Origin of the sequence: Mesorhizobium sp. LjRoot246, from assembly GCF_964254115.1 — a bacterium.
Classification (GTDB): Bacteria; Pseudomonadota; Alphaproteobacteria; order Rhizobiales; family Rhizobiaceae; genus Mesorhizobium.
The window spans coordinates 1,484,434-1,505,470 of the sequence record NZ_CAXUSN020000001.1; the positions used below are offsets into that span (position 1 = coordinate 1,484,434).

Consider the following 21,037-nt stretch of genomic DNA (forward strand, 5'->3'; position numbering starts at 1 on the left):
GAAGTACAATGATCTCATTCAGACCCATGCGTGATAGCGAATATCCGGCTTACCTCGATTATTTCATCACCGATTATGCAACCGAGATTTCGGCCAACTACGGTCTTTCAGACCTTCAGGCCTTAGCACAGGCCAAGCAGGAAATCGCGAACGACCTGCCGCATGGCATCAATACGCCCGGCGAGGTCTTGCTCTGTATCCTAAACCAAACGCCGGAAGCTGAGAGCGTCGTGGGTTATTTTTGGTACCGACCGGATCCAGCAAGTCGTTCCGTATTCATCAAAGACTTTTATATCTTCGCTGCACACCAGAGCAAAGGGTTCGGCAAACAGGCATTATATGCGTTGGAAACTGAACTGGCGCAGACGGGGTTCGAACAGATTAAGTTGCGCGTCGCCGAGGATAACAAGCGCGCCAAACATGTCTATGAGGTAACCGGCTTTCGTGTCACCGGCGTCAACATGAGCAAAGCCATCAAAAGTAAATGTTGATGGTTTACCTGGCTAGGCCGTCTTCGCCACCACCGTCTCGCTGAGCCAGGTGCCGATCTTGGTGCCGAGCCGGTCGGGCGAAACGGGTTTGGGCAGATAGTCGTCCATGCCGGCTTCGATGCACTTGTCGCGATCGCCCTTCAGCGCGTGCGCGGTGACGCCGATGATCGGAATGTGGGTGCCCGTCGAGGTCTCCATCGCCCTTATGGCGCGGGTCGCTTCGTAGCCGTTCATCTCCGGCATCGAGACGTCCATCAGGATCAGCTTGGGGCGCAGCGCCCGGTACATTTCGACCGCTGTGCGGCCGTTGCCGGCGATGCGGTAGCTGAGGCCAAGACCGTTGAGGATCTGGCCGAAGACCAACTGATTGACGTCATTGTCTTCGGCAATGAGGATGTCGATCGGCCCGTTCGGCGTGGTTGTCGATTCCGGTACTGCCGTGGGCGGCATTGCCGGGCCACGGATGACGGTGAAGGCAGGTGGTGCTGCCGGGGGAGCCTGCACGATCGGTTCGCGGACGAACTGCGCCTTGCCAACTTGCGAGCGGGCCTTCTGGATGACCGAGATGACGGTGCCGAGCAGGATCGCGGAGCGCGCCGGCTTGGTCAAATGCGCGGCAATGCCGAAATCGATAATCATTTTGCCGAAATCGACCTGGTCGACCGAGGTCAGCAACACCACCGGGATGGAAGATAGCCGGCTGTCGGAAGCAATGGCCCTGGCGACATCGGCGCCATTCATGCCCGGCATCTGATAGTCGAGGATGATGCAGTCGACAGCGGCACCAAGTTGGTAGGCGCGGTCGAGGAAGGCCAGGCCGACGGCGCCGCTTTCGGCGGCGGCACAGTCGAAGCTCCAGCTTCTGAGCTGCTCGAGCAGGATTTCGCGGTTGACCGGATTGTCGTCGATGACCAGCACGCGCGCGCCGGTGACGTCGACCGGCACGATTTCGTCGCGCGCGGCGGCTTGGTGCGCCGGCAGCGGCACTGCGAACCAGAACACCGAGCCGCGGCCGATCTCGCTCTCGACACCGATCTTGCCAGCCATCAGGTCGACGAGGCGGGCGGCAATGGCAAGGCCCAGCCCGGTACCCTCGTGGCGGCGGGTGGACGAGCCGTCGACCTGGGCGAATTTCTCAAACACGTTCTGCAGCTTTTCGGCCGGTATGCCGATGCCGGTGTCCTCGACGCGAACCTTGAGCTGGACAACGTCGTTGACGATCTCGCCGCCGACATCGATCAGCACATGGCCCTTTTCGGTGAACTTCACCGCGTTGCCGAGCAGGTTGGTGATGATCTGCCGGAACCTGCCGGCGTCGCCGACGACATGAGCCGGCAGGCGCGGGTCGACGCGCACGATCAGTTCGAGGTTCTTTTCGGCGACGCGCGCCGAGACCAGCGTCGCCACATCCTCGACCGCTTCGGAGAGACGGAAGGGTGCAGGGTCGAGGGTGAGCTGGCCGGCGTTGATCTTGGAGAAGTCGAGGATGTCGTTGATGATGGTGAGCAGCGCATTACCGGATTTGACGATGACGTCGGTAAAAGTCTTCTGGCGCGCCGTCAAATCGGTCTTGGCCAGAAGTTCGGCCATGCCGAGCACGCCGTTCATCGGCGTGCGGATTTCGTGGCTCATATTGGCCAGGAATTCCGACTTGGCGCGGTCGGCGGCCTCGGCCTTGAACAGGGATTCGGCGGATTCGGCAAAGGCGCGGCGGATCGCCACTTCCATCGGGCGGAATATCCAGAAGGCGACGATGGCAAGTGCCGCGACCAGGATGCCGCTCGCCCACATCAGCAGCCTGTCGCTGGAAGCATCAGCCAGGTGACGCTCATCATCCATGGCAGTGCGGACACGGACCAGCATCGGCTGGGCAAATAGGTCGTTCTGGTTGCGGATTTCGCGATAGCTCCATTCATCGACCTTCTGTGCCACCGACATCAGGTTGAAATTGCGCACCATGTCGCGCGGCGACCAGAAGAGATCGCCGTTGACGGAAGCGGATTGGAGTTCGTTGGCGGTCTTGGCCGACAGGCGCGACTTGACCGCCGCAAGCTGGGCGGTCAGCGTCTCGATCTCGCTGGTCAGACGCTCCGAATGGCCGCGCGCCGATGTGGTTAGCGCATCGCGTGTCTCCGCCCGCCAGGCGGTACCGGTCGTCTCGGCAAAGCTGGTTGCGTTGCGCAGGTCGCGGGCGAAGACGACAAGGTTGCTGCTCAGCGTATCGATGTCGCGGCGAAAGGAATTGACACGATCGAGCGCAATCACGATGCCGGCGGATGCCAGCGCGAAGATCAGCAACCCTGAAATATAGCGGATCCGGACCGACCGGATGAAGGACGAATATTCAGGCATGCGCAACCCCAACACATACGCACCATTTTAATGGTCGGGATTACGCTTCATTTACATTAAAATTTCGTGTGGACAGGCGAGCCATGAAAATCGCCGGATGGCTGACAGCTCTTTGCCGTCCTTTCGCAACCAAACTTAGGTCGCTTTTGGGCGACATGCGTCAGGCCGCCTCCACGACGAGAGCGCGGATGCGGCCGCTCACCGGGCCTTCCCCGAAGCGCTTCCCCATGGCATTCGTCACGTATCGCGTCGTCTCCTCCAGCGCGCCGCCGCGCGCCTCGATCTCGGCCCGCAGGGGTGTGCCCTGGCAATAGGCCGCGGCCGCATCATATGGCGACGGCGCGGCGCTGACGGCATCCAGAGGCTCGATGGTGACGTCGTGGTAGCCAGCGGCATGCAGGTCGGCGCGGATGGCGTCCGCATTGTGATAGCCGTGCGGCGTCCTCGCCATGAAGCGAGGCGGATCGGCGGGGAAGAAATGGCCAAGTGCCCGCGTCACTTCCTCGGCGAACTCGTTGTCTTCGATGGCACCCCACACGTTGAACAGGAAATGCCCGCCCGGCAGCATCACCCGCCGCGCTTGGCCGTAGGCGCCCACCCGATCCGGGAAGAACATCGCACCAAATTGGCAGACCACGGCGTCGAACTGTGCGTCCTCGAAGGGCAGCGCCTGGGCATCGGCCTGCTGCCAGGTGATGCGAGGATCGTCCGTCATCCGCGTGCGCGCGTGGTCAAGCATGGGCTGGTTGAGGTCGGTGGCAACGATGCGTGTTTGCGCCGGCAGCTTTGCCGCGAGCGCACGTGTCACCACACCGGTGCCCGCCGCCACTTCGAGCACCGATTGCGGCCCGAGCTTCGACACCCGTTCCGCCAGATCCCGTGCATAGTGCTCGAAGATCAGCGGCACCATCGCTCGGTCGTAGACCTCGGGAATGGAACCGGCGAACAGCTTGTCGGTGGTCGACATGGCATCTCTCCAACTCTGTCCGCACCGCGTGTTTGTAGTGTGGATGGCAAAGCGATGTCGATCCTCTGCTTCGGCAGGCTTCCGCTCAAGTTCTATTTCTGAACCGGCAGGCTCAGGACACGCATGCTTCAATCAGGCTCGGTCCTGGTTGGCGCCAACTTAGCTGTTGCGCGCTGCCACGAATGTCGCCGCCTCCTTCAGCAACTGGGCATCGTCGCCATAGGGCTCAAGCAGCGCATGCGCCTGTTCGACGAGGCCGTGAAGCTGGCTGCGTGCCCAATTGGCGCCATGCAGCGCCACCAGCGTTGCCTTGCCGGCGGCGGCGTCCTTGCCGGTTGCCTTGCCCATCTGGTTGGCATCTGCGGTCAAATCGAGCAGGTCGTCGGCAAGCTGGAAGGCAAGGCCGATCGCGGAGCCGAATTCGGCCAGCCGCTCACGGTCTTCGGCGGGAGCGCCGGCGATGAGCGCGCCCGCCTCGCAGGCAAAGCGGATCAGCGCGCCGGTCTTCATCGCCTGCAGCCGGATGATGCCGGCCTCGTCCGGCGGCGTCTGTTCGGCCTCAAGGTCGAGCTTCTGGCCGCCGACCATGCCGCCAGGCCCGGCGGCGCGGGCAAGCGCCAGCACCAGGGTTGCCCGCCGCTCCGCCGGCAGCATGGTCGCCTCTCCGGCAATGATGTCGAAGGCAAGCGTCAGCAAGGCATCGCCGGCCAGGATGGCGGTGGCCTCGTCGAAGGCCTTGTGCACAGTCGGCTGGCCACGGCGCAGATCATCGTCGTCCATGGCGGGCAGATCGTCGTGGATCAGCGAATAGCAATGGACGCATTCAAGTGCGGCGGCGACGCGCAGTGCCGCCTCGCCGTCGGCGGAAAAAAGAGCCGCACTTTCCATGACCAGGAAGGGGCGCAGGCGCTTGCCGCCGTTCAGCACGCCGTGGCGCATGGCTGCCATCAGCCGGTCGGGCCGGGCGATCTCGCCGGAAAGTGGGCGGTCGTCGAGCAGCCGACGCAGCAGCACCTCGACGGCGGCAGCGCGCCGGATGAGCGCCATTTCGAACGCCATTTGGTCGTCATTCGTCATGGGCGGGACCGGTAGCCGACACTCAGACGTTGCGCAAGAAGGCAAGCGCCATTATGCCGGAGCAGTAAGAGCCCGTTTGGAAACTCTACTCCTGCGGTCATCTGAAGGCGTTTTCTGCGCTTCCGGTGCTCACGTACTCTAATGTACGCTCCGCTCCGGTTCTCGAAAACACCGTCATATGACTCACAGGAGCGAGTTTCAAAACGAGCTCTCTGGCACGGATTGGGCGGCTTGGCGGAACCGATCGTCGATCATGAAACCGAAAAGCTGGACATGGCGACGAGATCGCGGGGCGTGAACCGCCGCGGTCTCAAGCGCCGGGTCCGGCGCGGCATCGTCGTGGCCGCGGTGCTGGCTTTGATTCCGGTCGTGCTGACCTTTCTCTACCTGCCGTTCTTCGTTCATCCGGTCTCGACGCTGATGCTGAAGGATCTGGCGACGTTCTCCGGCTATGACCGCCGCTGGGTGTCGATCGACGACGTGTCGCCGGTGCTGGCGAATTCCGTCATCATGTCGGAGGACGGGCAGTTCTGCTTTCACCGCGGCATCGATCTTGGCGAATTGCGGGGCGTCGTCGACGACGCGCTGGCCGGTGAAGCGACGCGCGGCGCCTCGACCATCACCATGCAGACGGTCAAGAACCTGTTTCTCTGGTCGCGCCCGCTGGGCTCGGTGCGCAAGGTGGTCGAACTGCCGCTGGCCGTCTATTTCGATGCGGTGATGTCGAAACGGCGCATCATGGAAATCTATCTCAACATCGCCGAGTGGGGTCCGGGTATCTACGGCATCGAGGCCGCGGCACAGCACCATTTCGGCGTTTCGGCAAAACAGCTGTCGCGGCGGCAGGCGGCGCTGCTCGCCGTCTCGTTGCCCAATCCGATCGCGCGCAATCCAGCGAAACCCGGACCGGGCCTGAGGCGGCTTGCCAATCTGATCGAGCGTCGAGCCGGCCGCTCAGGCGCCTATGTCGGTTGTCTCCGCTAGCCAGCTCAAAAAAGTTTGCTGCAGTGCTGGCCAAAACGGCGCAGGGCGTGTATAGGCACCCGACTTTCTCAGATTCCGGCCCCGACATGGCCCTTTCACGAGGGCAGGCGGGGCTTTTTGACCATGTAGTGGAGCATATCCATGGCCGTTCCGAAACGCAAAACCTCTCCGTCCAAGCGCGGCATGCGCCGCTCGGCAGACGCCCTCAAGGCCCCGACCTATGTCGAGGACAAGAATTCCGGCGAAATGCGCCGCCCGCACCATATCGACCTGAAGACCGGCATGTATCGCGGTCGCCAGGTGTTGACGCCCAAGGAAAGCTGAGACCAGCTTTTTTCGAAGGTTGAGTTGTCAAAGGACCGGCCCGTGGCTGGTCCTTTTGCGTTGTCCGGCCAAGACGCGCTCATCTCGAAGCGCGGGCGGCAATCGTCGGGATACTCCAGCCGGGCAACCGCTGACATGGTTGTTGCGTGCGGTCTTCGACCGTGTTCAACGCTGCCACCGAAAAATCTTGACGGCGTACCTGTGGCGCATTCTACAAAGGATTGCCCCCACATGGAGACGCCAGATGTTCGGTGCCATTCCGCTGCTGATCGTGCCTTTTGTGCTCTACAACCTAGGACTTCTGGGAATATTCGGCAGCGGTGACGATCCGTGGGCGAGCGAGGTCTTCTCCTTCAGCATGATGTCGGGCGGCGTGTTCTCGATGACGCTGGGCGACCTGATGGTGCTGATCGGGCTGGTCTTCCTGTTCCTCGAAATGGCGAAGTCGGTGCGCACGACGAATGCCTCGATCATGGACCACCTTCTGTCGACGCTGGTGTTCGTGGCGTTCCTGGTCGAGTTCCTGCTGGTGAAGGGCGCCGCCCATTCCGTCTTCTTCACGCTGATGGTCATCGCACTGTTCGATGTGCTGGCCGGGTTCGCGGTGTCGATGCGGTCGGCGAGCCGGGACATCAATCTGAATTAGTTCCTCGGCGAAGCGATTAGCGGAAACGCCCATCGCTTCGTCATCCCAGGGTCTCCGCGACGGAGCTTCGCTCCTGCTTCGCCCAGGGATGACGAAGGTGGAGAGGACTCAGCCCGGATCGGCGGTGAAGCCGGCGGCCTCGATGCCGGCGATTGCCGCGGCTTCGTCATTGTCCGACGTGTCGCCTGAAATGCCGACGGCGCCGACGATGGTCCCGGCCTCGTCGCGGATCAGCACGCCGCCGACGACCGGCAGCACGCGTCCGCCCGACACGTCCGAGATGCCGGCGACGAGGTGCGGACGCTCCTTGGCGAAGGCCTCGACCTTGCGTGAGCCCATGCCGATGGCCAGCGCGCCATAGGCTTTGCCGGCCGACATTTGCGGGCGCAGGAACGAGGCGCCGTCCTGGCGCTGGAAGGCGACCAGATGCCCGCCGGCATCGAGCACCGAGACGCCGAGCGGCTTGAGCTTGAGATCGGCACCCTTGGCAAAGGCGGCATCGATGATTTGCCTGGCTTTTTCGAGCGGCAGTGCGGTCATGGCAGTCTCCTGTTTGAAAACGCGTCGATCATTGACCGTCGACGGGCGAGATAACATCCCGGTTTCGGTTGAAATTGCTTCGCGTGAAGAGCCGGGATGGAAGCAGCTTTCACCGACACCATCCGGACACGGCGTTGGTGCTTCCATGGCTGGGGTAGCGGCTATTTTTTCTTGGCGCGGGCCGGCTTCTTGGCGGGTGCCGCCGGTGCATTGGCAAGGTCTTCGGCTTCCTTGGCGAGACGCAGCGCCCGCAGCTTGTTGGTCTTGGCCTGGCGGGCGTCGCTCTCGGCGACGTATTCGGCCATCGCCTTCTGGCGTACGGTTGCCGCCTCTTCCTGCTTCTTGAAGCGCAGATCGGCGCGCGCGCGGGCAGCATCCCGAGAGTTCTCAACCAAGACCTTATCCAATCCCGTGAATTGTGATTTTCCGCCTCTTCTAGCAGAGCCGGCCCCCAAACGGGAAAATAAGTTGGTCAAGCGGCCGGGCTGGCGGCGAGGGCCTTGCACGCAACCACCGCTTCATAGGCGGCCTGCAGGGTCGCGCGGACAGAAGGACCGGAAGCTGTGCCGAGCGGCATGCCGAGATGTTCGTGGCGCAACTCGTCCATGAACTTGTCCCACATCGGCTGTCCGCCCTTTTCCAGAAGTTCGGCGCGGATCGACAGTTCGTCGCTGACCGGCAGCCAGACGCGGCCCCAGGCGCCGAGATGGGCCAGAATCGGCACCAGCGTGATCGCCATCTCGGTCAGGCTGTAGATCGCCTTCTGCTTGTGCGAGGGGTCGTCCGCCTTGGTCAGCATGCCCAGCTCCATCAGCCGCTTCAGCCGGTCGGCGAGGATGTTGGAGGCAATGCCTTCCATCGATCCATTGAGCAGCTCGCGAAAATGGCGTCTGCCGCCGAAGATCATGTCGCGAAGGATGATCAGGCTCCAGCGGTCGCCGAACACTTCCAGCGACAGGTTGATCGGGCATCCGGACCGGCGATCCATGCTCATGAAATTTTTCTCCAAAACCGGTTGCATTATCGTATCAGTTTTATTATCGTGCAACCGATTGCAAAATGCAATCAGTTTATGAAACGGGAGACGCGCCCATGACGACCACCGAACGCCCCGAAATCATATCCGAAGCCTTTGGCGATCCTGCGAACCCGCCGCTGTTGCTGATCATGGGGGCGATGGCTTCGATGCTGTGGTGGCCGGCGGCGTTCTGCCTGAAACTGGCCGACGCCGGCCTGTTCGTGATCCGCTATGACAATCGCGATACCGGCCGTTCGACCAAATACAAGCCGGGAGAGCCGCCCTACACATTCGACAACATGGCGGATGACGCGATGCATGTTCTCGACGACCACGGTATCGGCAAGGCGAATGTCGTCGGCATGTCGATGGGTGGCATGATCGCGCAGCTTGTGGCGTTGAAACACCCGTCCCGTGTCACATCGCTGACCGTCATCAGCAGCTCGCCCGTGGGAACCGACACTTCGCATCTGCCGCAGACGAGCGATGCCTATATCGAGCATTCGGCCGAAGGCGCCAAAGTCGATTGGTCGGACCGTGGCCAGGTGATCGATTTCATCGTCAGGGATGCGCGAGCGATCGCCAGCATCGCACATCCATTCGACGAGGCCCGGATGCGGGCCTTCGTCGAGCAGGACTACGACCGCTCCGGCGGCTTCCTGAGCGCGACCAATCATTTCATGCTTAGGGGCGGCGACGCGTGGAAGGGCCGCCTGCACGAGATCACGGCGCCATTGCTGGTCATCCACGGCACGGCCGATCCGATCTTTCCGGTCGAGCATGGCGAGGCGCTGGCCGACGCGGTCGCCGACGCTAAAATCATCCGGATAGAAGGCGGCGGCCATGAACTGCATCCGGACGATTGGGATGTGATTGTTGCCGGCATCGTCGCCCACGCCCATGCCGGCTGAAGCGGCAAAAGCGGGCCTTGACGGGCGATGCTTGCCGCAGTGTTTAACCCTTGGCGAACAGCACGACGCCGGCCACCGACGAACCACGAAACAGACGAGCAAAAAATGTCCCTGACGCTCCATTTCCATCCGCTGGCCTCCTTCTGCTGGAAGCCGTTGATCGCGCTCTATGAGAACGCCACGCCGTTCACGCCTGTCATCGTCGATCTCGGCGATACTCAATCGCGCGAGGCGTTCCTGAAGATTTCTCCGACCGGCAAGATGCCTGCGCTGCGCGACGATGCGCGCGACCGCACGGTGCTGGAATCGACCATCGTCGTCGAATATCTGGCCGCGCACTATCCGGGGCCGGTCGACCTCGTTCCTGCCGACATCGACTTGGCGCTAGCAGTCCGCCAGGCCGATCGGTTCTATGATTTCTACGTGCAGGAGCCGATGCAGAAGATCGTCGGCGACCGGTTGCGGCCGCAGGACAAGACCGACCCGTTCGGCGTCGAGCAGGCTCGCGACCAGCTTCGCAACTCCTACGCCATCATCGAGCAGGACATGCAGACGAAGATCTGGGCGATAGGCGACACCTTCACCATGGCCGATTGCGCGGCGTCCCCCGCGCTGTTCTATGCCAACAAGGTCGAGCCGTTTGGCGACAAATACCCGGCCTTGAAACGCTATCATGACCGGCTGCTGCAACGGCCTTCCTTCGCCCGGGTGATCGAGGAAGCGCAGCCCTATTTCAAGTTCTTTCCCTACAACAATGGCTGATCGGGATGCCGCACGATCATGCCCCAACGTGCTTGCGATCCGGCGCGGCGGCAGACCGGCTGTCGCTGAAAAGGTCAGGCTTCCCAGAATTGATCGAGCCAGATGTTGAGTTTGAGGAAGCCGGTGCCGCTCACCGTATAGACGCGCCTTGTTCCTTCCGGCTTGGCGTTGACCAGCCCAGCATCGAGCAGCACTTTCAGATGTTGCGACACGGCCGGGCGTGAGACCGGCAAACCGGCGGCCAGTTCGGTGACGGTTTTCGGGCCGCGGCGAAGTTCTTCCAGAAGATGGCGCCGGTTGGGATCGGCAATCGCCATGAAGGCGTCGGAAAACATCATGCCTGTATTAGTGAGGCAAAGCCTTTCGAATCTCAACCGTCTGCTTCTGCTTTTCTTCTGGGATCAAGCCGCAATGCTTCAGGGGTGACCGAACGGTCGGCCGGCTGCGTCTTGAACGCGTCACGATCGCCGATCGGCACCGGAGCACGGCGGCTGATGCGCAGCAGCGTATAGCCCGCCAGGCAGAGATGCGCGAAGGCGGTTGCCAGAAACAAGCCTTCCGGGCGCATCCAGCCCATCAGGGCTGCGGCCAGCAAGGGTCCAATCATCGTGCCGAAGCCGTAGAGAAGCAGCAGGCCGCCCGACACCTTGACGAAATCCTCCGAGCGCGCGTGGTCGTTGGCATGCGCCACGGCAATCGAATAGAGCGTGTAGGCGAAGGCGCCATAGGCTGCGGTGAAGACGATGACGAAGACGCCGGAATGTGGCTCGAACAGGAAGATCACAAGGGCGAACAGGGCCGCGCCGAAAGCCGCCCCCGCCAGCACGAAACGCCGGTCGGTCTTGTCGGACAGGCGCCCGGCCGGAAGCTGCATGGCGGCACCGGCAACGACCACAAGGCTCATCATCAGGGCGATCTCGGCCGTGGAAATGCCGATGCGGGCACCATAGACGGCGCCCAGCGTGCCCCAGGCGCCGTTGGCGATGCCGATCAACACGCAAGCGACCGCCGACACCGGCGAATTGGCATAGAGCCCTTTGACGTCGAGCGAGACATCCTGCAGCGGCTTGGGGTGAGAAGCGGTCGAGACGGCCGTCGGTATCAGCGACAGGCAGAACAGGATTCCGGTGATCATGAACAGCGACGCCGACTTCACGTCGCCGCCGGCGACGATCATCTGCCCGCCCATGATCGAGGCATAGGTGACCATCATGTAGAGGCCGAAGACGGTGCCGCGGTTCTCGTTGGTGGCCTTCTCGTTCAGCCAGCTTTCGATGACCATGAAGGCGCCGGCCATGGTGAAGCCGGTGAAGGCGCGCAGCAGGATCCAGACATATTCGTCGATGATCAGCCCGGTGAGCAGCGCCACGATGGCGCCCGACGCGGCAAAGGCGCCGAAGGCGCGCACGTGGCCGGCGCGGCGTACGATGCGCGGCGCGAAGAAGCAGCCGGTGACGAAGCCGCCGGCCCAGGCCGTGCCCATCAGGCCAAGCGATGCGGTCGAGAAGCCCTCAAGCTGACCGCGCAGAGGCAGCAGCAGCCCGTGCAATCCAGACGCCGCGAGCAGGAAGGCGGTGCCGCGAAGCAGCGAAAGGATCGGCCTGTAGGTTGCGAACATTGTTTGATCCGGCTCGTGTTTGACAGGGGCGCTGGGTCTGAAGACAGTCGCATTCGGGCTTTTCGGCGGCGGACTTTGGCGCCCGCATGTCTATCCGCGTCGGAAGAGTGCTTCGGCCGCCGATTTGGTGGTGTCCTTGGCCTTGAGCTCGGCTTGCAGGCGGGCGATCTCGTCGCGCAGGATGCCGATCCGCTCAGTCAAGTCACTGACCGAAAGCAGCGACAGGTCCTGCCCGATCTCATGCGGGCGCGCCTTCTTCTTGGGTTCGTCGTCGAAGATCGCCATCGTCGCTCCTCCTCCGCCAAGACCAGATTGGCCATTTGCCTGATTTGCCAATCAGCATACATAGGGCAGGGGCGTCGATGCAAACAGCCGATCTGAAACCGCGAAGGAAGACGGGAAATCTCATGGCGAGCGGACAGAAAGTTCCGGCAAGAATGACGGCCATCGCGATCTCGGAGCCGGGTGGCCCTCGGGTGCTGAAGCCGGAAATGCGCGACGTGCCGCAGCCCGGTCCCGGCGAGATACTGATCAAGGTGCACGCTGCCGGCGTCAACCGGCCCGATGTCCAGCAGCGCAAGGGCGCCTATCCGCCACCGCCCGGCGCATCCGACCTGCCGGGCCTCGAGGCATCGGGCGAAGTGGCGGCCCTTGGCGACGACATATCGCGTTGGCGCATCGGCGACCGCGTCTGCGCGCTGACGCCCGGCGGCGGCTATGCCGAATATGTCAAGGTTCATGCCGGCAGCGTGCTGCCGCTGCCGGCTGGCTTCACCCACACCGAGGCCGCGGCGGTGCCGGAAAACTATTTTACCGTCTGGCACAATGTGTTCGAGCGCGGCGGCCTGAAGAAAGGCGAGACATTACTGGTCCATGGCGGCTCGTCCGGCATCGGCACCACGGCGATCCAGCTTGCCTCTGCCTTCGGCGCCTATGTCATCACCACCGCCGGCAGCAAGGAGAAGTGCGACGCCTGCCTGAAGCTCGGCGCCGACCGTGCGATCAATTATCGCGAGGAAGATTTCGTCGCCGCGGTGAAGGAAGCAACCGGCGGCAAGGGCGCCAATGTCATCCTCGACATGGTCGGCGGCGACTATGTGGCGCGAAACTACGAGGCCGCGGCGGTCGAAGGCCGCATCGTCCAGATCGCCCTGCAGGCCGGTGCTGTCGCCAGCGCGGACTTCTCGAAGATCATGGTCAAGCGGCTCGTCCACACCGGATCGACGCTGAGGCCGCGCACCGTCGAGTTCAAGGCGGCGATCGCGGCGGCGCTTGAAGCGCAGGTGTGGCCGTTGCTCGGCACCCGCAAGGTTGCGCCCGTCATGGACATGATCTTCCCGCTCAGCGAAGCCTGGCGGGCGCATGAGCGGATGGAGGATGGCGAGCATATCGGTAAGATCGTGCTCGACGTCGGCTAAGCCGGCATCCCTGAATCTCGGTACGTCCTGGGTGTGCGCCCTCCCTGCCTACAAGATGAACAGAAGCTTAATGCTGCAATGCAGCATTGCATCATTGCTATGCAAAATCATGCATTCAAGTCCTCATCGATGACGCCTATTTGAGCACCATCGAAACAAACATCATTCTGGAGGATTACCATGAACCCGATCCGCGCTTACCGTAACTGGCGTATGTACAACGAGACCGTCCGCGAATTGAACCGTCTCAACGCACGTCAGCTCAGCGATCTCGGCATCAACCGCGCCGACATCGAAAAGATCGCCCGCAGGGCCATCTGAAGTCGAGCACGGTCCGGCCCAGAAAAGCCGGAGCGTGCCATAGAAGCCAGAGCCGCATCAGACGACTTTCGTCGCGGTTCCGAGCCCGCTGGACCCAGTCCGGCGGGTTTTGTCGTTCTGGGACCGGGATAGCGGGTGGGACAGCCGCCAGCCAAGGCCCGCTTGGCATCGAACGGATCTTCGCCAAGACAGGAAACCGATCCGCAAAGCCAGCCCGCCGCTGCTCAAGGGTGTCGTGCCGTTCGATGGCGACCGGACGGGTCCGCGCTTTATGGCGATGACCGCCAAAAACGTTGCGAAACGACCCGAGAGCGGTTATACAGACCGCGAATTTCCCATTTTGGTGGCTCTAAACCACCGCCCGCGCGGGAACGCGGGCGAACGAGAAGGATTTGTAAAATGGCCAATACGCTGCTGATGCCCAAGGCGACCGCCGTCTGGTTGGTCGACAACACCGCGCTTTCTTTCGAGCAGATCGCGCAGTTCTGCGGGCTGCATCCCCTCGAAGTCAAGGCAATCGCCGATGGCGAATCGGCGCAAGGCATCAAGGGCATGGACCCGATCATGACTGGCCAGCTGACGCGCGACGAGATCGCGCGCGCCGAGAAGGATCCGAACCAGCGCCTGAAGCTTTCGGACCCCAAGGTGCGGGTGCCCGAATCCAAGCGCAAGGGTCCGCGCTATACGCCGTTGTCGAAGCGCCAGGACCGGCCGAATGCCATCCTCTGGCTGGTGCGCAACCATCCCGAGCTCAAGGACGCGCAGATCTCGCGCCTCGTTGGCACCACCAAGTCGACGATCGAGCAGATCCGCGAGCGCAAGCATTGGAACTCGGCCAATCTGCAGCCGATGGATCCTGTGACGCTCGGCCTTGCCTCGCAGATCGACCTCGACATGGAAGTCAACCGCGCCTCGCGTGGCCGCGAACAGGCGCAGCCAGTCGGTGACACGCTGCTGCCGGCGGCCTTGACCGAGCGGCTGGTGCCGGCTCCCGAGAAGCCGAAGGACGAGGATGCCGAACTCGACGCCAACGCCGTGTTCGCCAAGCTCTCGGCCTTGAAGTCGAAGAACACGGACAATGACGACGACGAGTGAGATCGCCCGATATTCCAACAAAAAAGCCCGCTTCGAGCGGGCTTTTTTGTCTCAGCTTCGCGCTGCGCGGTCCGGCGCCATGCCGTAGTCCTCGCTGCGCTCCACCGCCCGATAGAAGTCGGCAAGCTGCTTGCCGCGCTCCGGCTTGAAGATGCGGCCGGCGATGACCACCGAGGCGATGCGATCGATGCGGAAGGCGCGGAAATCGTCGCGCATCTCGCACCAGGCGACCAGCGTCCACACCTTGCCCCAGAACCACAGGCCGAGCGGACGGATATCGCGGGCGGTGCTGCGGCCAGCCTCGTCGGAGTAGTCGATGGTCAGCACCTGGCGCTTTTCGACCGCGCGCTCGATCAGGTCGATCGCCTCGCGGGCAGCGTCGCTGACCACCCACATCGGCGTGTGGATCTCGGTGCGAGCGATGCGGTCCTTTTCGGCATCGGGCAGCACGGCGCCGATCTTGACCAGCGCTTCGTCGGCGGCACGCGCCATGGCGGCACCGCCAAAGGCGCGCACCATGCGTGCGCCGGCAACCAGCGCGACGATCTCGTCACGCGTGAACATGAGCGGTGGAAGGTCGAAACCCTCCCTCATCATGTAGCCAACGCCGGCTTCGCCGTCGATCGGCACCCCGGTCGACTGCAAATCGGCAATGTCGCGATAGATGGTTCGCTCGGAAACCTCGAGCCACGTGCCGAGCTTCTGTGCGGTGACCAAACGGCCACCGCGCAGATGCTGCACGATCTGGAAGAGCCTGTCGGCGCGGCGCATCGTATGGTCCCTCGGCGTTGTCTCTATGCATGCCGCCCAAAACCGGTGTCCACCTTTTGGGCGGCATGCATCATGGTTTCAGCCCTTCGCGCTTGCGCTGCGCGGCGACGAACTCCGCGCCGAAGGACAGTTTCTTCGTCGTCGGCGTTTTCGCATCGAGCACGCGCCAGAACGGTGCCACATCGCTCAGCGTAATGCCGCGCTGGAGATCCTCGTTGGCGGCTTCGGCAACAGTGCGCAGATGATAGCCTATGGTGACAGGGCATGTCACTTCGGCGCCATGCTCGATGGCAAGTGCTGTACGCAACGCGCGCGCATCCATTTCGACGCCTTCCGGTATCGAGCGGATGAATTCATCGACCTGACGAGCTGTCGGCACCAGCATGGGCTGTCCCTCGACGACGTCGGCCACCGTGCGCGGCGTCGCCTTTACGCTGTGGCTACCCGGTGTGCTCAATCTGTCGTTCCATCTCATCATCGATCGTCCTTTGACCGCCGATGCGCAGTCTATGAGGCTCGCACCATTGCACGTCCCTCCTGACAGCATACTGTCAGGAGGCTTCAGTATATTCCTTGGCGAACAGTGTCCGCATCTGCGCGAGATCGCTGTCTCTTTCGGGATAGAGCGTCTTTAGAAAGGCGAGCGCGAAAGTGCCCGGCGCCGAACCGGGCGCGGTAACAATTTTGCCGTCTGCCACGGCATGCGGCACATCCTCATAGTTCTCGGCACCGGCATAGCCGGCTTCATGACCATTGATCCAGTCGCGGCCATTGCTGGTATGCCTGGCTTTCTCGAACAGGCCGGCCCGGGCCAGCGCCAGCGTGCCGGCGCAGATGCCGCCGACCACGCCGCCGCGCGATGCAATGGAGGTAAGCAGGCCGGTGACATCCGGCGGCGCCTTGCCATACCACAGGTCGGAGCCGATGACGGCGACAGCGTCGAGATCGGTATTCTCGTCCGCCTTCGTCGAGCGATCGGGTGTCAGCCGAAAGCCGCTGATCCCGGACACCGGCTTGCCAACTGGCGCTAGCGACACGGCACGCGCGCCGAACCATTCGACCGCCGAGGCCGCCAGCAGCCCATACTCCCAGTCGGCAAAGCCTTCGATGAAAAGAAAGCCGATTGTCTTCTGTCCGGGCATGAGCTCGCTCCGCGTGCCAAACCTGCTACTGGCTTGTTATCTGGGCGTTGACGCGCCCGCATCCAATCGTCGGGCCGAAAAATTCGCCTCAATTGCCGCGACGGCCACGGTCGGTGTACATGTCTGGCCAGCCGATATCCTTGCGAATGTCCGCGGGCAGCGAGTTCATGAACCGCTGGGTGCGGATCTCGTTACGTATCGTCCGTATCTTGCCGACATAGTGCTGCATGCCGCGCAGAATGGTAAGACCGTTCATGGCTAGTCTCCTCTCTTTCGATGGAGACACTATCGCATACCCCTCCTGACAGCAGTCTGTCAGGAGGATGGCAGGGCGGCGACAATAATTCCGACCGGTGCATTTGCCAGGAAGGGATCCTTCTTTCGCGACATCGAACCGTGGTTGGCACAGGCTTGCTCGATGCCGATTGTTCATCGCAACGACACTGATCCAGGCGCCTTTGTTCAGCATCCGGCGACGGACCGTCGGGATACGCGGCCTTCAGCGACATGGCCGCGGTTCTGATATGGAGAGAGAAAATTCTTTCCCAAAAACAGGGAGACGACCATGAGCTTGCAACTGACAGGAATCCACCATCTCACCGCCATAACCGCCAATGCGCCGGGTAACCTTCACTTCTACACGAGGGTGCCGGGCCTACGGCTGGTCAAGAAGACGGTGAACCAGGACGATACCTCGGCCTATCACCTCTTCTATGCGGACGGCGAAGCGACACCGGGTACCGACCTTACCTTCTTCGACTGGCCGGTTGGCCGCGAGCGGCGCGGCACGCACAGCATCGTGCGGACCAGCCTCAGGGTCGGCAGCCAGGAAAGCCTTGCCTGGTGGAAACAGCACCTGGCGGGCGAAAGCATCGCGACGGGAGAGATCGCCGACGTCGGCGGCTACCCCAGCCTGGATTTCGAAGATCCCGAGGGCCAGCGCCTGCGCCTGGTCAGTGATGGCGGCCAGGGCGGCAGCCATCCCTGGGCGCAAAGCCCGATACCGGCCGCGCATCAGATTCGCGGGCTCGGGCCGATCGTCATCAGCGTTCCCGACATCACCAACACCGAGGCGGTGGTGACCGAGGTGATGAACATGCGCAAGGCACGCGACTATGCCTCGCCGGAGGGCCAGGTGCACGTCTTCGAAATGGGCGGGGGCGGGCCGGCGGCGGAGTTGCAAGTCCTGGTGCAGCCGGGACTGGCGCCGGCACGGCAAGGCGCGGGTGCGGTTCACCATGTCGCCTTCAGGGCGCCGGACCAGGAGACCTTGCATCAATGGACGGCGCGGCTGGCCGAGTTCCGGCTGCCGTCGAGCGGCGAGGTCGAGCGCTATTACTTCCGCTCGCTCTACTTCCGCGAGCCGAACGGCATCCTGTTCGAGATCGCCACCGACGGGCCGGGGTTCACCGCCGACGAGCCGCTGGAAACGCTGGGCGAAAGCCTGGCCCTGCCGCCGTTCCTCGAACCGAAGCGGGCTTCGATCGAGGCTGGCCTCAAGCCGCTGAAGTAGATCGCTCGCCGGTCAAAGGCGGGCGCCGTGCTCCGGTTCGGGATCGCGGTGCCTGTTCTTTTTCAGGCAACGAAGGACGTGCTTTGACAGCCGGCCGCGTTGCTGGTCAAAGGCGGCATGTCGAAACTTCTCGCGCTTGTCATTGTTGGCATCATGGTCATCCAGCTGATCAAGCCGCTCGGCTGGCCGGGGCTGAAACGGCGCAGTGACTTCTGGAAGCTGGCGCTGCTGGCGATGGCCGCGATTTCGATGACAGCCGTGCTTGGGCATTGGGCTTAGGCAAGGCCGACGGCCTTTCAACTGGAAAGCACCGGGCCGACGAGATGCTCGGCCCAGGCCCGGTAGCCGGCTTCCGAGGCGTGAAAGCCGTCGGAGGCAAAGCCGGCCTCGGGATTGGTGATCGGCAGGCGCGGCGCCGGCACCGCGCCGCGCTCCAGGCAAAGCCGTTCACCCATCCGGTTCATTTCGGTGGCGCGAATCTCAAGGATTTTTCCGAGCAGCGGCGGCATGGCCGGCGCCCGCGTGAACTCCAGCACCGGCGACCACACCACACGCGCCTCCGGCCATTTGGCGCGCAGCGCGTAGAGCAGGCCGCCGAACTCCTTCTTGAAGCGCGGCACGGAGTGAAAATTCTTGGTGTCGTTGGTGCCGATGGCGAGCAGGATATGCGTCCACGGATCGGCCGACAGATTGGGCAGGACATGGTCGCGGATCTGGCCCGACGTTGCCGAATTGAAGCCGGCGGCCCGCCAGCACACCGCACGGCCTGTACTTTGTGACATCAGCACGGCGAGTTGCGCGGCAAGCCCATCTTCCGAATTGCCGATGCCGACCGAAGCGGCAGAGGAATCGCCCAGCACCAGAAGCGAGATCGCTGGCGCCTTGCCTGATATTTCGTGCATGACCGGCCCTTGCGCAGGCAGCATGCGCGTCGTGCGACGGCGCACGCCGAGGCCTTGCCAGACATAGACCGGGAAGGCGAGCCAGGTGAGAAGGGCCGGGAAGCGCATGGCAATACCGTTAAACGATCAGCGGCAGCCTTAGCGCATGTTTTGGCTGACGGGAACGATCTTCAATCGCAGCAATTCGCCTGCCCCGCTTGCTTGCCCTGATATTCATCATGCAGCCGCACCCAATCCATAAGCCCATGATAGGGGCCGGTTTCATTGCGACCCTTCGGCGTCATGTCGAGATAGTCGTAGGTGCCGATCAGCGCCTCGCCGCCGCGGGCGCGCGACATGAAGGTGAGAAAGAGGTCGCCGGTCTCGTCCCTGAAGAAAACACTGGTGCCGGGAAGCTCCTTCGACGTCCGGGGGCGGGTCTCGAAATTGTAGGTGGTTTCGCCGGCGGCGATCTGCCTGTCGGTGAAGGAGACCTGCATGTCGAAGTTGAAATCCGAGGCATAGGACGACACCCAATCGAACTTCCAGCCCATGCGCTGCTTGTAGGGCAGAAGTTCCGCCAGTGGCGCGCGTGAAACCACGACCAGCGACACGTCGTGATGTTTGAGGTGCTGGTTGGCGCCGTCGATATGGTCGGCGAGGAACGAGCAGCCCTCGCAGTGATGAACGCAGCCCGGCCCGAACATGAAATGATAGACGATCAGCTGGCTTTTGGTGCCAAACAGGTCGGTCAGTCTGTTTGGCCCTTGTTCGGTCTCGAAGACATAGTCTTTCCTGATCTTCAGCCAGGGCAGTGCACGCCGTTCAGCCGCGATCCGCTCGCGAAACCGCGTCAATTCCTTCTCGCGCGCCAGATGCGCCTTGTGCGCCTGGAACCAGTCTTCGCGCGAAACGATCTTGTTGCGATGCATGAACCTCTCCCTGAATGGCATCCCAAGGACGTTCGGGATGGGCGCAAACCGACATCGCCGGAGAGGAAATAAGGACGGAGAGGCTCCGCCCCAAGCCCGGGCAAACAAAAACCCGGGCGCAGCGGCCCGGGTTCAAGGAGAGACGGAAGGACTGTGATCAGGCGGCCTGTTCCAGGCTCGCCTTCCATTTTCCCAGTGCCGCCAGATGGTTCATGTGAGCGCGATGGGTGAAGGCGGCCTGGCCGGCGGCGACGTTCGAGGCCTTGCCGCTCCAGGCTTTCTGCGGCGCTGCCTGCAGCGCGCGGCCATAGGAGAAGGTCAGCTTCCACGGGTGCGGCCCGATGGCGTTGATGGCGTTGAGGTTGGCGGTCGCCTCCTCGTCCTCCTGGCCGCCGGAAAGGAAGGCGATGCCCGGCACCGCTGCCGGCACGGTCTCGCGAAACAGTCTTATGGTCTTTTCCGCGACTTCTTCCGGGCTGCTCACCTTGCCCGATTTCTTGCCTGCCAGCACCATGTTGGGCTTCAGGATGGTGCCTTCGAGCACGACGCGCGCCGCATGGAGTTCGTCATAAAGCTTGATCAGCGTTGCCTTCGAGATGTCGTAGCAGGTGTCGATGTCGTGGGCGCCGTCCATCAGCACTTCCGGCTCGACGATCGGCACGATGCCGGCCTCCTGGCAAAGGGCGGCATAGCGGGCGAGTGCATGCGCGTTCGAGCCGATCGAATTGGCGGAGGGCACGCCCTTGGCCTGGTCGATGTCGATCACGGCGCGCCATTTGGCGAAGCGGGCGCCGAGCTTGTAGTAGTCGGCAAGGCGCTCACGCAGGCCATCCAGGCCCTCGGTAATGGTGTCGCCGGGAAACCCGGCCAGAGGCTTGGCGCCGGCGTCGACCTTGATGCCGGGGATGGCGCCGGCCGCCTTGATGATGTCGACCAGCGGCGTGCCGTCGGCGGCTTTCTGCCGGATCGTCTCGTCATAGAGGATGACGCCGGAAATGTAGCGGGTCATCGCCTCCCTAGTGCGGAACATCATCTCGCGGTAGTCGCGGCGGCTGTCGGCGGTCGATTCAACGCCGATCACGTCGAAGCGCTTCTTGATGGTGCCAGAACTTTCGTCGGCTGCCAGCAGGCCCTTGCCGTCGGCGACGATCGCTGCGGCAATATCTTCGAGACGTTCGCTCATTGTTGCTTCTCCTCAGAGGGTTCGTTTCGCGCTTAACGGAACTCTACCGCCAAAGGAATGGCATCGGAAAGCTCGAATCGATTGAAAGCCT

26 protein-coding genes and 1 pseudogene are annotated in these 21,037 nt (G+C 62.7%); 11 read left to right on the top strand and 16 right to left on the bottom strand.

Annotated elements, in window-relative coordinates:
* Positions 1 to 8 precede the first annotated feature (8 nt).
* The gene (locus tag ACSQ3L_RS07040) at positions 9 to 491 is read left to right on the top strand and encodes a GNAT family N-acetyltransferase (protein ID WP_436159288.1); all 483 of its coding nucleotides are present in this window, start codon (positions 9 to 11) and stop codon (positions 489 to 491) included.
* A 12-nt stretch (positions 492 to 503) separates the two neighbouring features.
* Here the strand turns inward: ACSQ3L_RS07040 and ACSQ3L_RS07045 are convergent, their stop codons facing one another.
* From ACSQ3L_RS07045 to ACSQ3L_RS07055, 3 genes are all read right to left on the bottom strand, one after another.
* The gene (locus ACSQ3L_RS07045) at positions 504 to 2,843 is read right to left on the bottom strand and encodes a response regulator (protein WP_436159289.1); all 2,340 of its coding nucleotides are present in this window, start codon (positions 2,841 to 2,843) and stop codon (positions 504 to 506) included.
* 160 nt (positions 2,844 to 3,003) lie between these two features.
* Positions 3,004 to 3,810: a class I SAM-dependent methyltransferase gene (locus ACSQ3L_RS07050; RefSeq protein ID WP_436159290.1), complete on the bottom strand. Its 807-nt coding sequence runs from the start codon at positions 3,808 to 3,810 to the stop codon at positions 3,004 to 3,006.
* Between the two features lie 159 nt (positions 3,811 to 3,969).
* Positions 3,970 to 4,887 carry a polyprenyl synthetase family protein gene (locus ACSQ3L_RS07055; RefSeq protein WP_436159291.1) on the bottom strand — a complete coding sequence of 306 codons (918 nt, stop codon included), beginning with the start codon at positions 4,885 to 4,887 and terminating at the stop codon, positions 3,970 to 3,972.
* A gap of 222 nt (positions 4,888 to 5,109) precedes the next feature.
* Between ACSQ3L_RS07055 and ACSQ3L_RS07060 the strand changes: the two genes are divergently transcribed.
* The 3 genes from ACSQ3L_RS07060 to ACSQ3L_RS07070 all read left to right on the top strand — a co-directional run bounded on the left by ACSQ3L_RS07060 (position 5,110) and on the right by ACSQ3L_RS07070 (position 6,841).
* Complete coding sequence (locus ACSQ3L_RS07060; RefSeq protein WP_436159292.1) at positions 5,110 to 5,871, top strand: biosynthetic peptidoglycan transglycosylase; 762 nt, start codon at positions 5,110 to 5,112, stop codon at positions 5,869 to 5,871.
* A gap of 141 nt (positions 5,872 to 6,012) precedes the next feature.
* Positions 6,013 to 6,195 carry a 50S ribosomal protein L32 gene (gene rpmF, locus ACSQ3L_RS07065; protein ID WP_008834724.1) on the top strand — a complete coding sequence of 61 codons (183 nt, stop codon included), beginning with the start codon at positions 6,013 to 6,015 and terminating at the stop codon, positions 6,193 to 6,195.
* A gap of 244 nt (positions 6,196 to 6,439) precedes the next feature.
* A complete protein-coding gene (locus ACSQ3L_RS07070; RefSeq protein WP_292186587.1) occupies positions 6,440 to 6,841 on the top strand; it encodes a hypothetical protein in 402 nt (133 codons plus the stop codon).
* A gap of 108 nt (positions 6,842 to 6,949) precedes the next feature.
* Here the strand turns inward: ACSQ3L_RS07070 and ACSQ3L_RS07075 are convergent, their stop codons facing one another.
* The 3 genes from ACSQ3L_RS07075 to ACSQ3L_RS07085 all read right to left on the bottom strand — a co-directional run bounded on the left by ACSQ3L_RS07075 (position 6,950) and on the right by ACSQ3L_RS07085 (position 8,375).
* On the bottom strand, positions 6,950 to 7,381 hold the full coding sequence (locus ACSQ3L_RS07075; protein ID WP_436159293.1) for a GlcG/HbpS family heme-binding protein: 432 nt from the start codon (positions 7,379 to 7,381) through the stop codon (positions 6,950 to 6,952).
* 161 nt (positions 7,382 to 7,542) lie between these two features.
* The gene (locus ACSQ3L_RS07080) at positions 7,543 to 7,776 is read right to left on the bottom strand and encodes a hypothetical protein (protein ID WP_023810948.1); all 234 of its coding nucleotides are present in this window, start codon (positions 7,774 to 7,776) and stop codon (positions 7,543 to 7,545) included.
* Between the two features lie 77 nt (positions 7,777 to 7,853).
* A complete protein-coding gene (locus ACSQ3L_RS07085) occupies positions 7,854 to 8,375 on the bottom strand; it encodes a winged helix-turn-helix transcriptional regulator (RefSeq protein WP_436159294.1) in 522 nt (173 codons plus the stop codon).
* 98 nt (positions 8,376 to 8,473) lie between these two features.
* On the opposite strand from ACSQ3L_RS07085, the gene ACSQ3L_RS07090 reads away from it, so the two are divergent.
* Both ACSQ3L_RS07090 and ACSQ3L_RS07095 read left to right on the top strand, forming a co-directional pair.
* Complete coding sequence (locus tag ACSQ3L_RS07090) at positions 8,474 to 9,310, top strand: alpha/beta fold hydrolase (protein ID WP_436159295.1); 837 nt, start codon at positions 8,474 to 8,476, stop codon at positions 9,308 to 9,310.
* 105 nt (positions 9,311 to 9,415) lie between these two features.
* Positions 9,416 to 10,072, top strand: a complete 657-nt coding sequence (locus ACSQ3L_RS07095; protein WP_436159296.1) for a glutathione S-transferase family protein — start codon at positions 9,416 to 9,418, stop codon at positions 10,070 to 10,072.
* Positions 10,073 to 10,146: 74 nt separating this feature from the next.
* Here the strand turns inward: ACSQ3L_RS07095 and ACSQ3L_RS07100 are convergent, their stop codons facing one another.
* The 3 genes and pseudogenes from ACSQ3L_RS07100 to ACSQ3L_RS07110 form a co-directional block, all read right to left on the bottom strand.
* A complete protein-coding gene (locus tag ACSQ3L_RS07100) occupies positions 10,147 to 10,410 on the bottom strand; it encodes an ArsR/SmtB family transcription factor (protein WP_292186609.1) in 264 nt (87 codons plus the stop codon).
* A gap of 32 nt (positions 10,411 to 10,442) precedes the next feature.
* Positions 10,443 to 11,702: pseudogene (locus tag ACSQ3L_RS07105) on the bottom strand (MFS transporter); the annotation flags it as partial.
* Between the two features lie 78 nt (positions 11,703 to 11,780).
* Positions 11,781 to 11,975, bottom strand: coding sequence for a DUF1192 domain-containing protein (locus tag ACSQ3L_RS07110; RefSeq protein WP_436159297.1), 195 nt, complete (start codon positions 11,973 to 11,975; stop codon positions 11,781 to 11,783).
* Positions 11,976 to 12,097: 122 nt separating this feature from the next.
* On the opposite strand from ACSQ3L_RS07110, the gene ACSQ3L_RS07115 reads away from it, so the two are divergent.
* From ACSQ3L_RS07115 to ACSQ3L_RS07125, 3 genes are all read left to right on the top strand, one after another.
* Positions 12,098 to 13,108 (top strand): NAD(P)H-quinone oxidoreductase, encoded by a 1,011-nt coding sequence (locus ACSQ3L_RS07115; RefSeq protein ID WP_436159298.1) that lies wholly within the window; start codon positions 12,098 to 12,100, stop codon positions 13,106 to 13,108.
* A 180-nt stretch (positions 13,109 to 13,288) separates the two neighbouring features.
* Positions 13,289 to 13,429 (top strand): DUF1127 domain-containing protein, encoded by a 141-nt coding sequence (locus ACSQ3L_RS07120; protein WP_352864678.1) that lies wholly within the window; start codon positions 13,289 to 13,291, stop codon positions 13,427 to 13,429.
* A gap of 399 nt (positions 13,430 to 13,828) precedes the next feature.
* The gene (locus ACSQ3L_RS07125) at positions 13,829 to 14,524 is read left to right on the top strand and encodes a DUF1013 domain-containing protein (protein ID WP_023810957.1); all 696 of its coding nucleotides are present in this window, start codon (positions 13,829 to 13,831) and stop codon (positions 14,522 to 14,524) included.
* A gap of 51 nt (positions 14,525 to 14,575) precedes the next feature.
* Here ACSQ3L_RS07125 and ACSQ3L_RS07130 read toward each other — a convergent pair whose 3' ends face one another.
* The 4 genes from ACSQ3L_RS07130 to ACSQ3L_RS07145 form a co-directional block, all read right to left on the bottom strand.
* A complete protein-coding gene (locus ACSQ3L_RS07130) occupies positions 14,576 to 15,295 on the bottom strand; it encodes a helix-turn-helix transcriptional regulator (RefSeq protein WP_436159299.1) in 720 nt (239 codons plus the stop codon).
* A gap of 70 nt (positions 15,296 to 15,365) precedes the next feature.
* A complete protein-coding gene (locus tag ACSQ3L_RS07135) occupies positions 15,366 to 15,773 on the bottom strand; it encodes a hypothetical protein (protein WP_436159300.1) in 408 nt (135 codons plus the stop codon).
* 73 nt (positions 15,774 to 15,846) lie between these two features.
* Positions 15,847 to 16,437, bottom strand: coding sequence for a DJ-1/PfpI family protein (locus ACSQ3L_RS07140; protein ID WP_436159301.1), 591 nt, complete (start codon positions 16,435 to 16,437; stop codon positions 15,847 to 15,849).
* A gap of 88 nt (positions 16,438 to 16,525) precedes the next feature.
* Positions 16,526 to 16,693, bottom strand: coding sequence for a hypothetical protein (locus ACSQ3L_RS07145; protein ID WP_436159302.1), 168 nt, complete (start codon positions 16,691 to 16,693; stop codon positions 16,526 to 16,528).
* Between the two features lie 309 nt (positions 16,694 to 17,002).
* On the opposite strand from ACSQ3L_RS07145, the gene ACSQ3L_RS07150 reads away from it, so the two are divergent.
* Both ACSQ3L_RS07150 and ACSQ3L_RS07155 read left to right on the top strand, forming a co-directional pair.
* Positions 17,003 to 17,950, top strand: a complete 948-nt coding sequence (locus ACSQ3L_RS07150) for a ring-cleaving dioxygenase (RefSeq protein ID WP_436159303.1) — start codon at positions 17,003 to 17,005, stop codon at positions 17,948 to 17,950.
* A gap of 117 nt (positions 17,951 to 18,067) precedes the next feature.
* Entirely contained in the window at positions 18,068 to 18,229 is a 162-nt protein-coding gene (locus ACSQ3L_RS07155; protein ID WP_436159304.1) for a hypothetical protein, read from the top strand.
* 17 nt (positions 18,230 to 18,246) lie between these two features.
* Here the strand turns inward: ACSQ3L_RS07155 and ACSQ3L_RS07160 are convergent, their stop codons facing one another.
* From ACSQ3L_RS07160 to ACSQ3L_RS07170, 3 genes are all read right to left on the bottom strand, one after another.
* The gene (locus tag ACSQ3L_RS07160) at positions 18,247 to 18,960 is read right to left on the bottom strand and encodes an SGNH/GDSL hydrolase family protein (RefSeq protein WP_436159305.1); all 714 of its coding nucleotides are present in this window, start codon (positions 18,958 to 18,960) and stop codon (positions 18,247 to 18,249) included.
* Between the two features lie 62 nt (positions 18,961 to 19,022).
* On the bottom strand, positions 19,023 to 19,763 hold the full coding sequence (locus ACSQ3L_RS07165; protein WP_436159306.1) for a DUF899 domain-containing protein: 741 nt from the start codon (positions 19,761 to 19,763) through the stop codon (positions 19,023 to 19,025).
* A 157-nt stretch (positions 19,764 to 19,920) separates the two neighbouring features.
* Positions 19,921 to 20,946, bottom strand: coding sequence for a class I fructose-bisphosphate aldolase (locus tag ACSQ3L_RS07170; protein ID WP_436159307.1), 1,026 nt, complete (start codon positions 20,944 to 20,946; stop codon positions 19,921 to 19,923).
* Between the last annotated feature and the right edge of the window lie 91 nt (positions 20,947 to 21,037).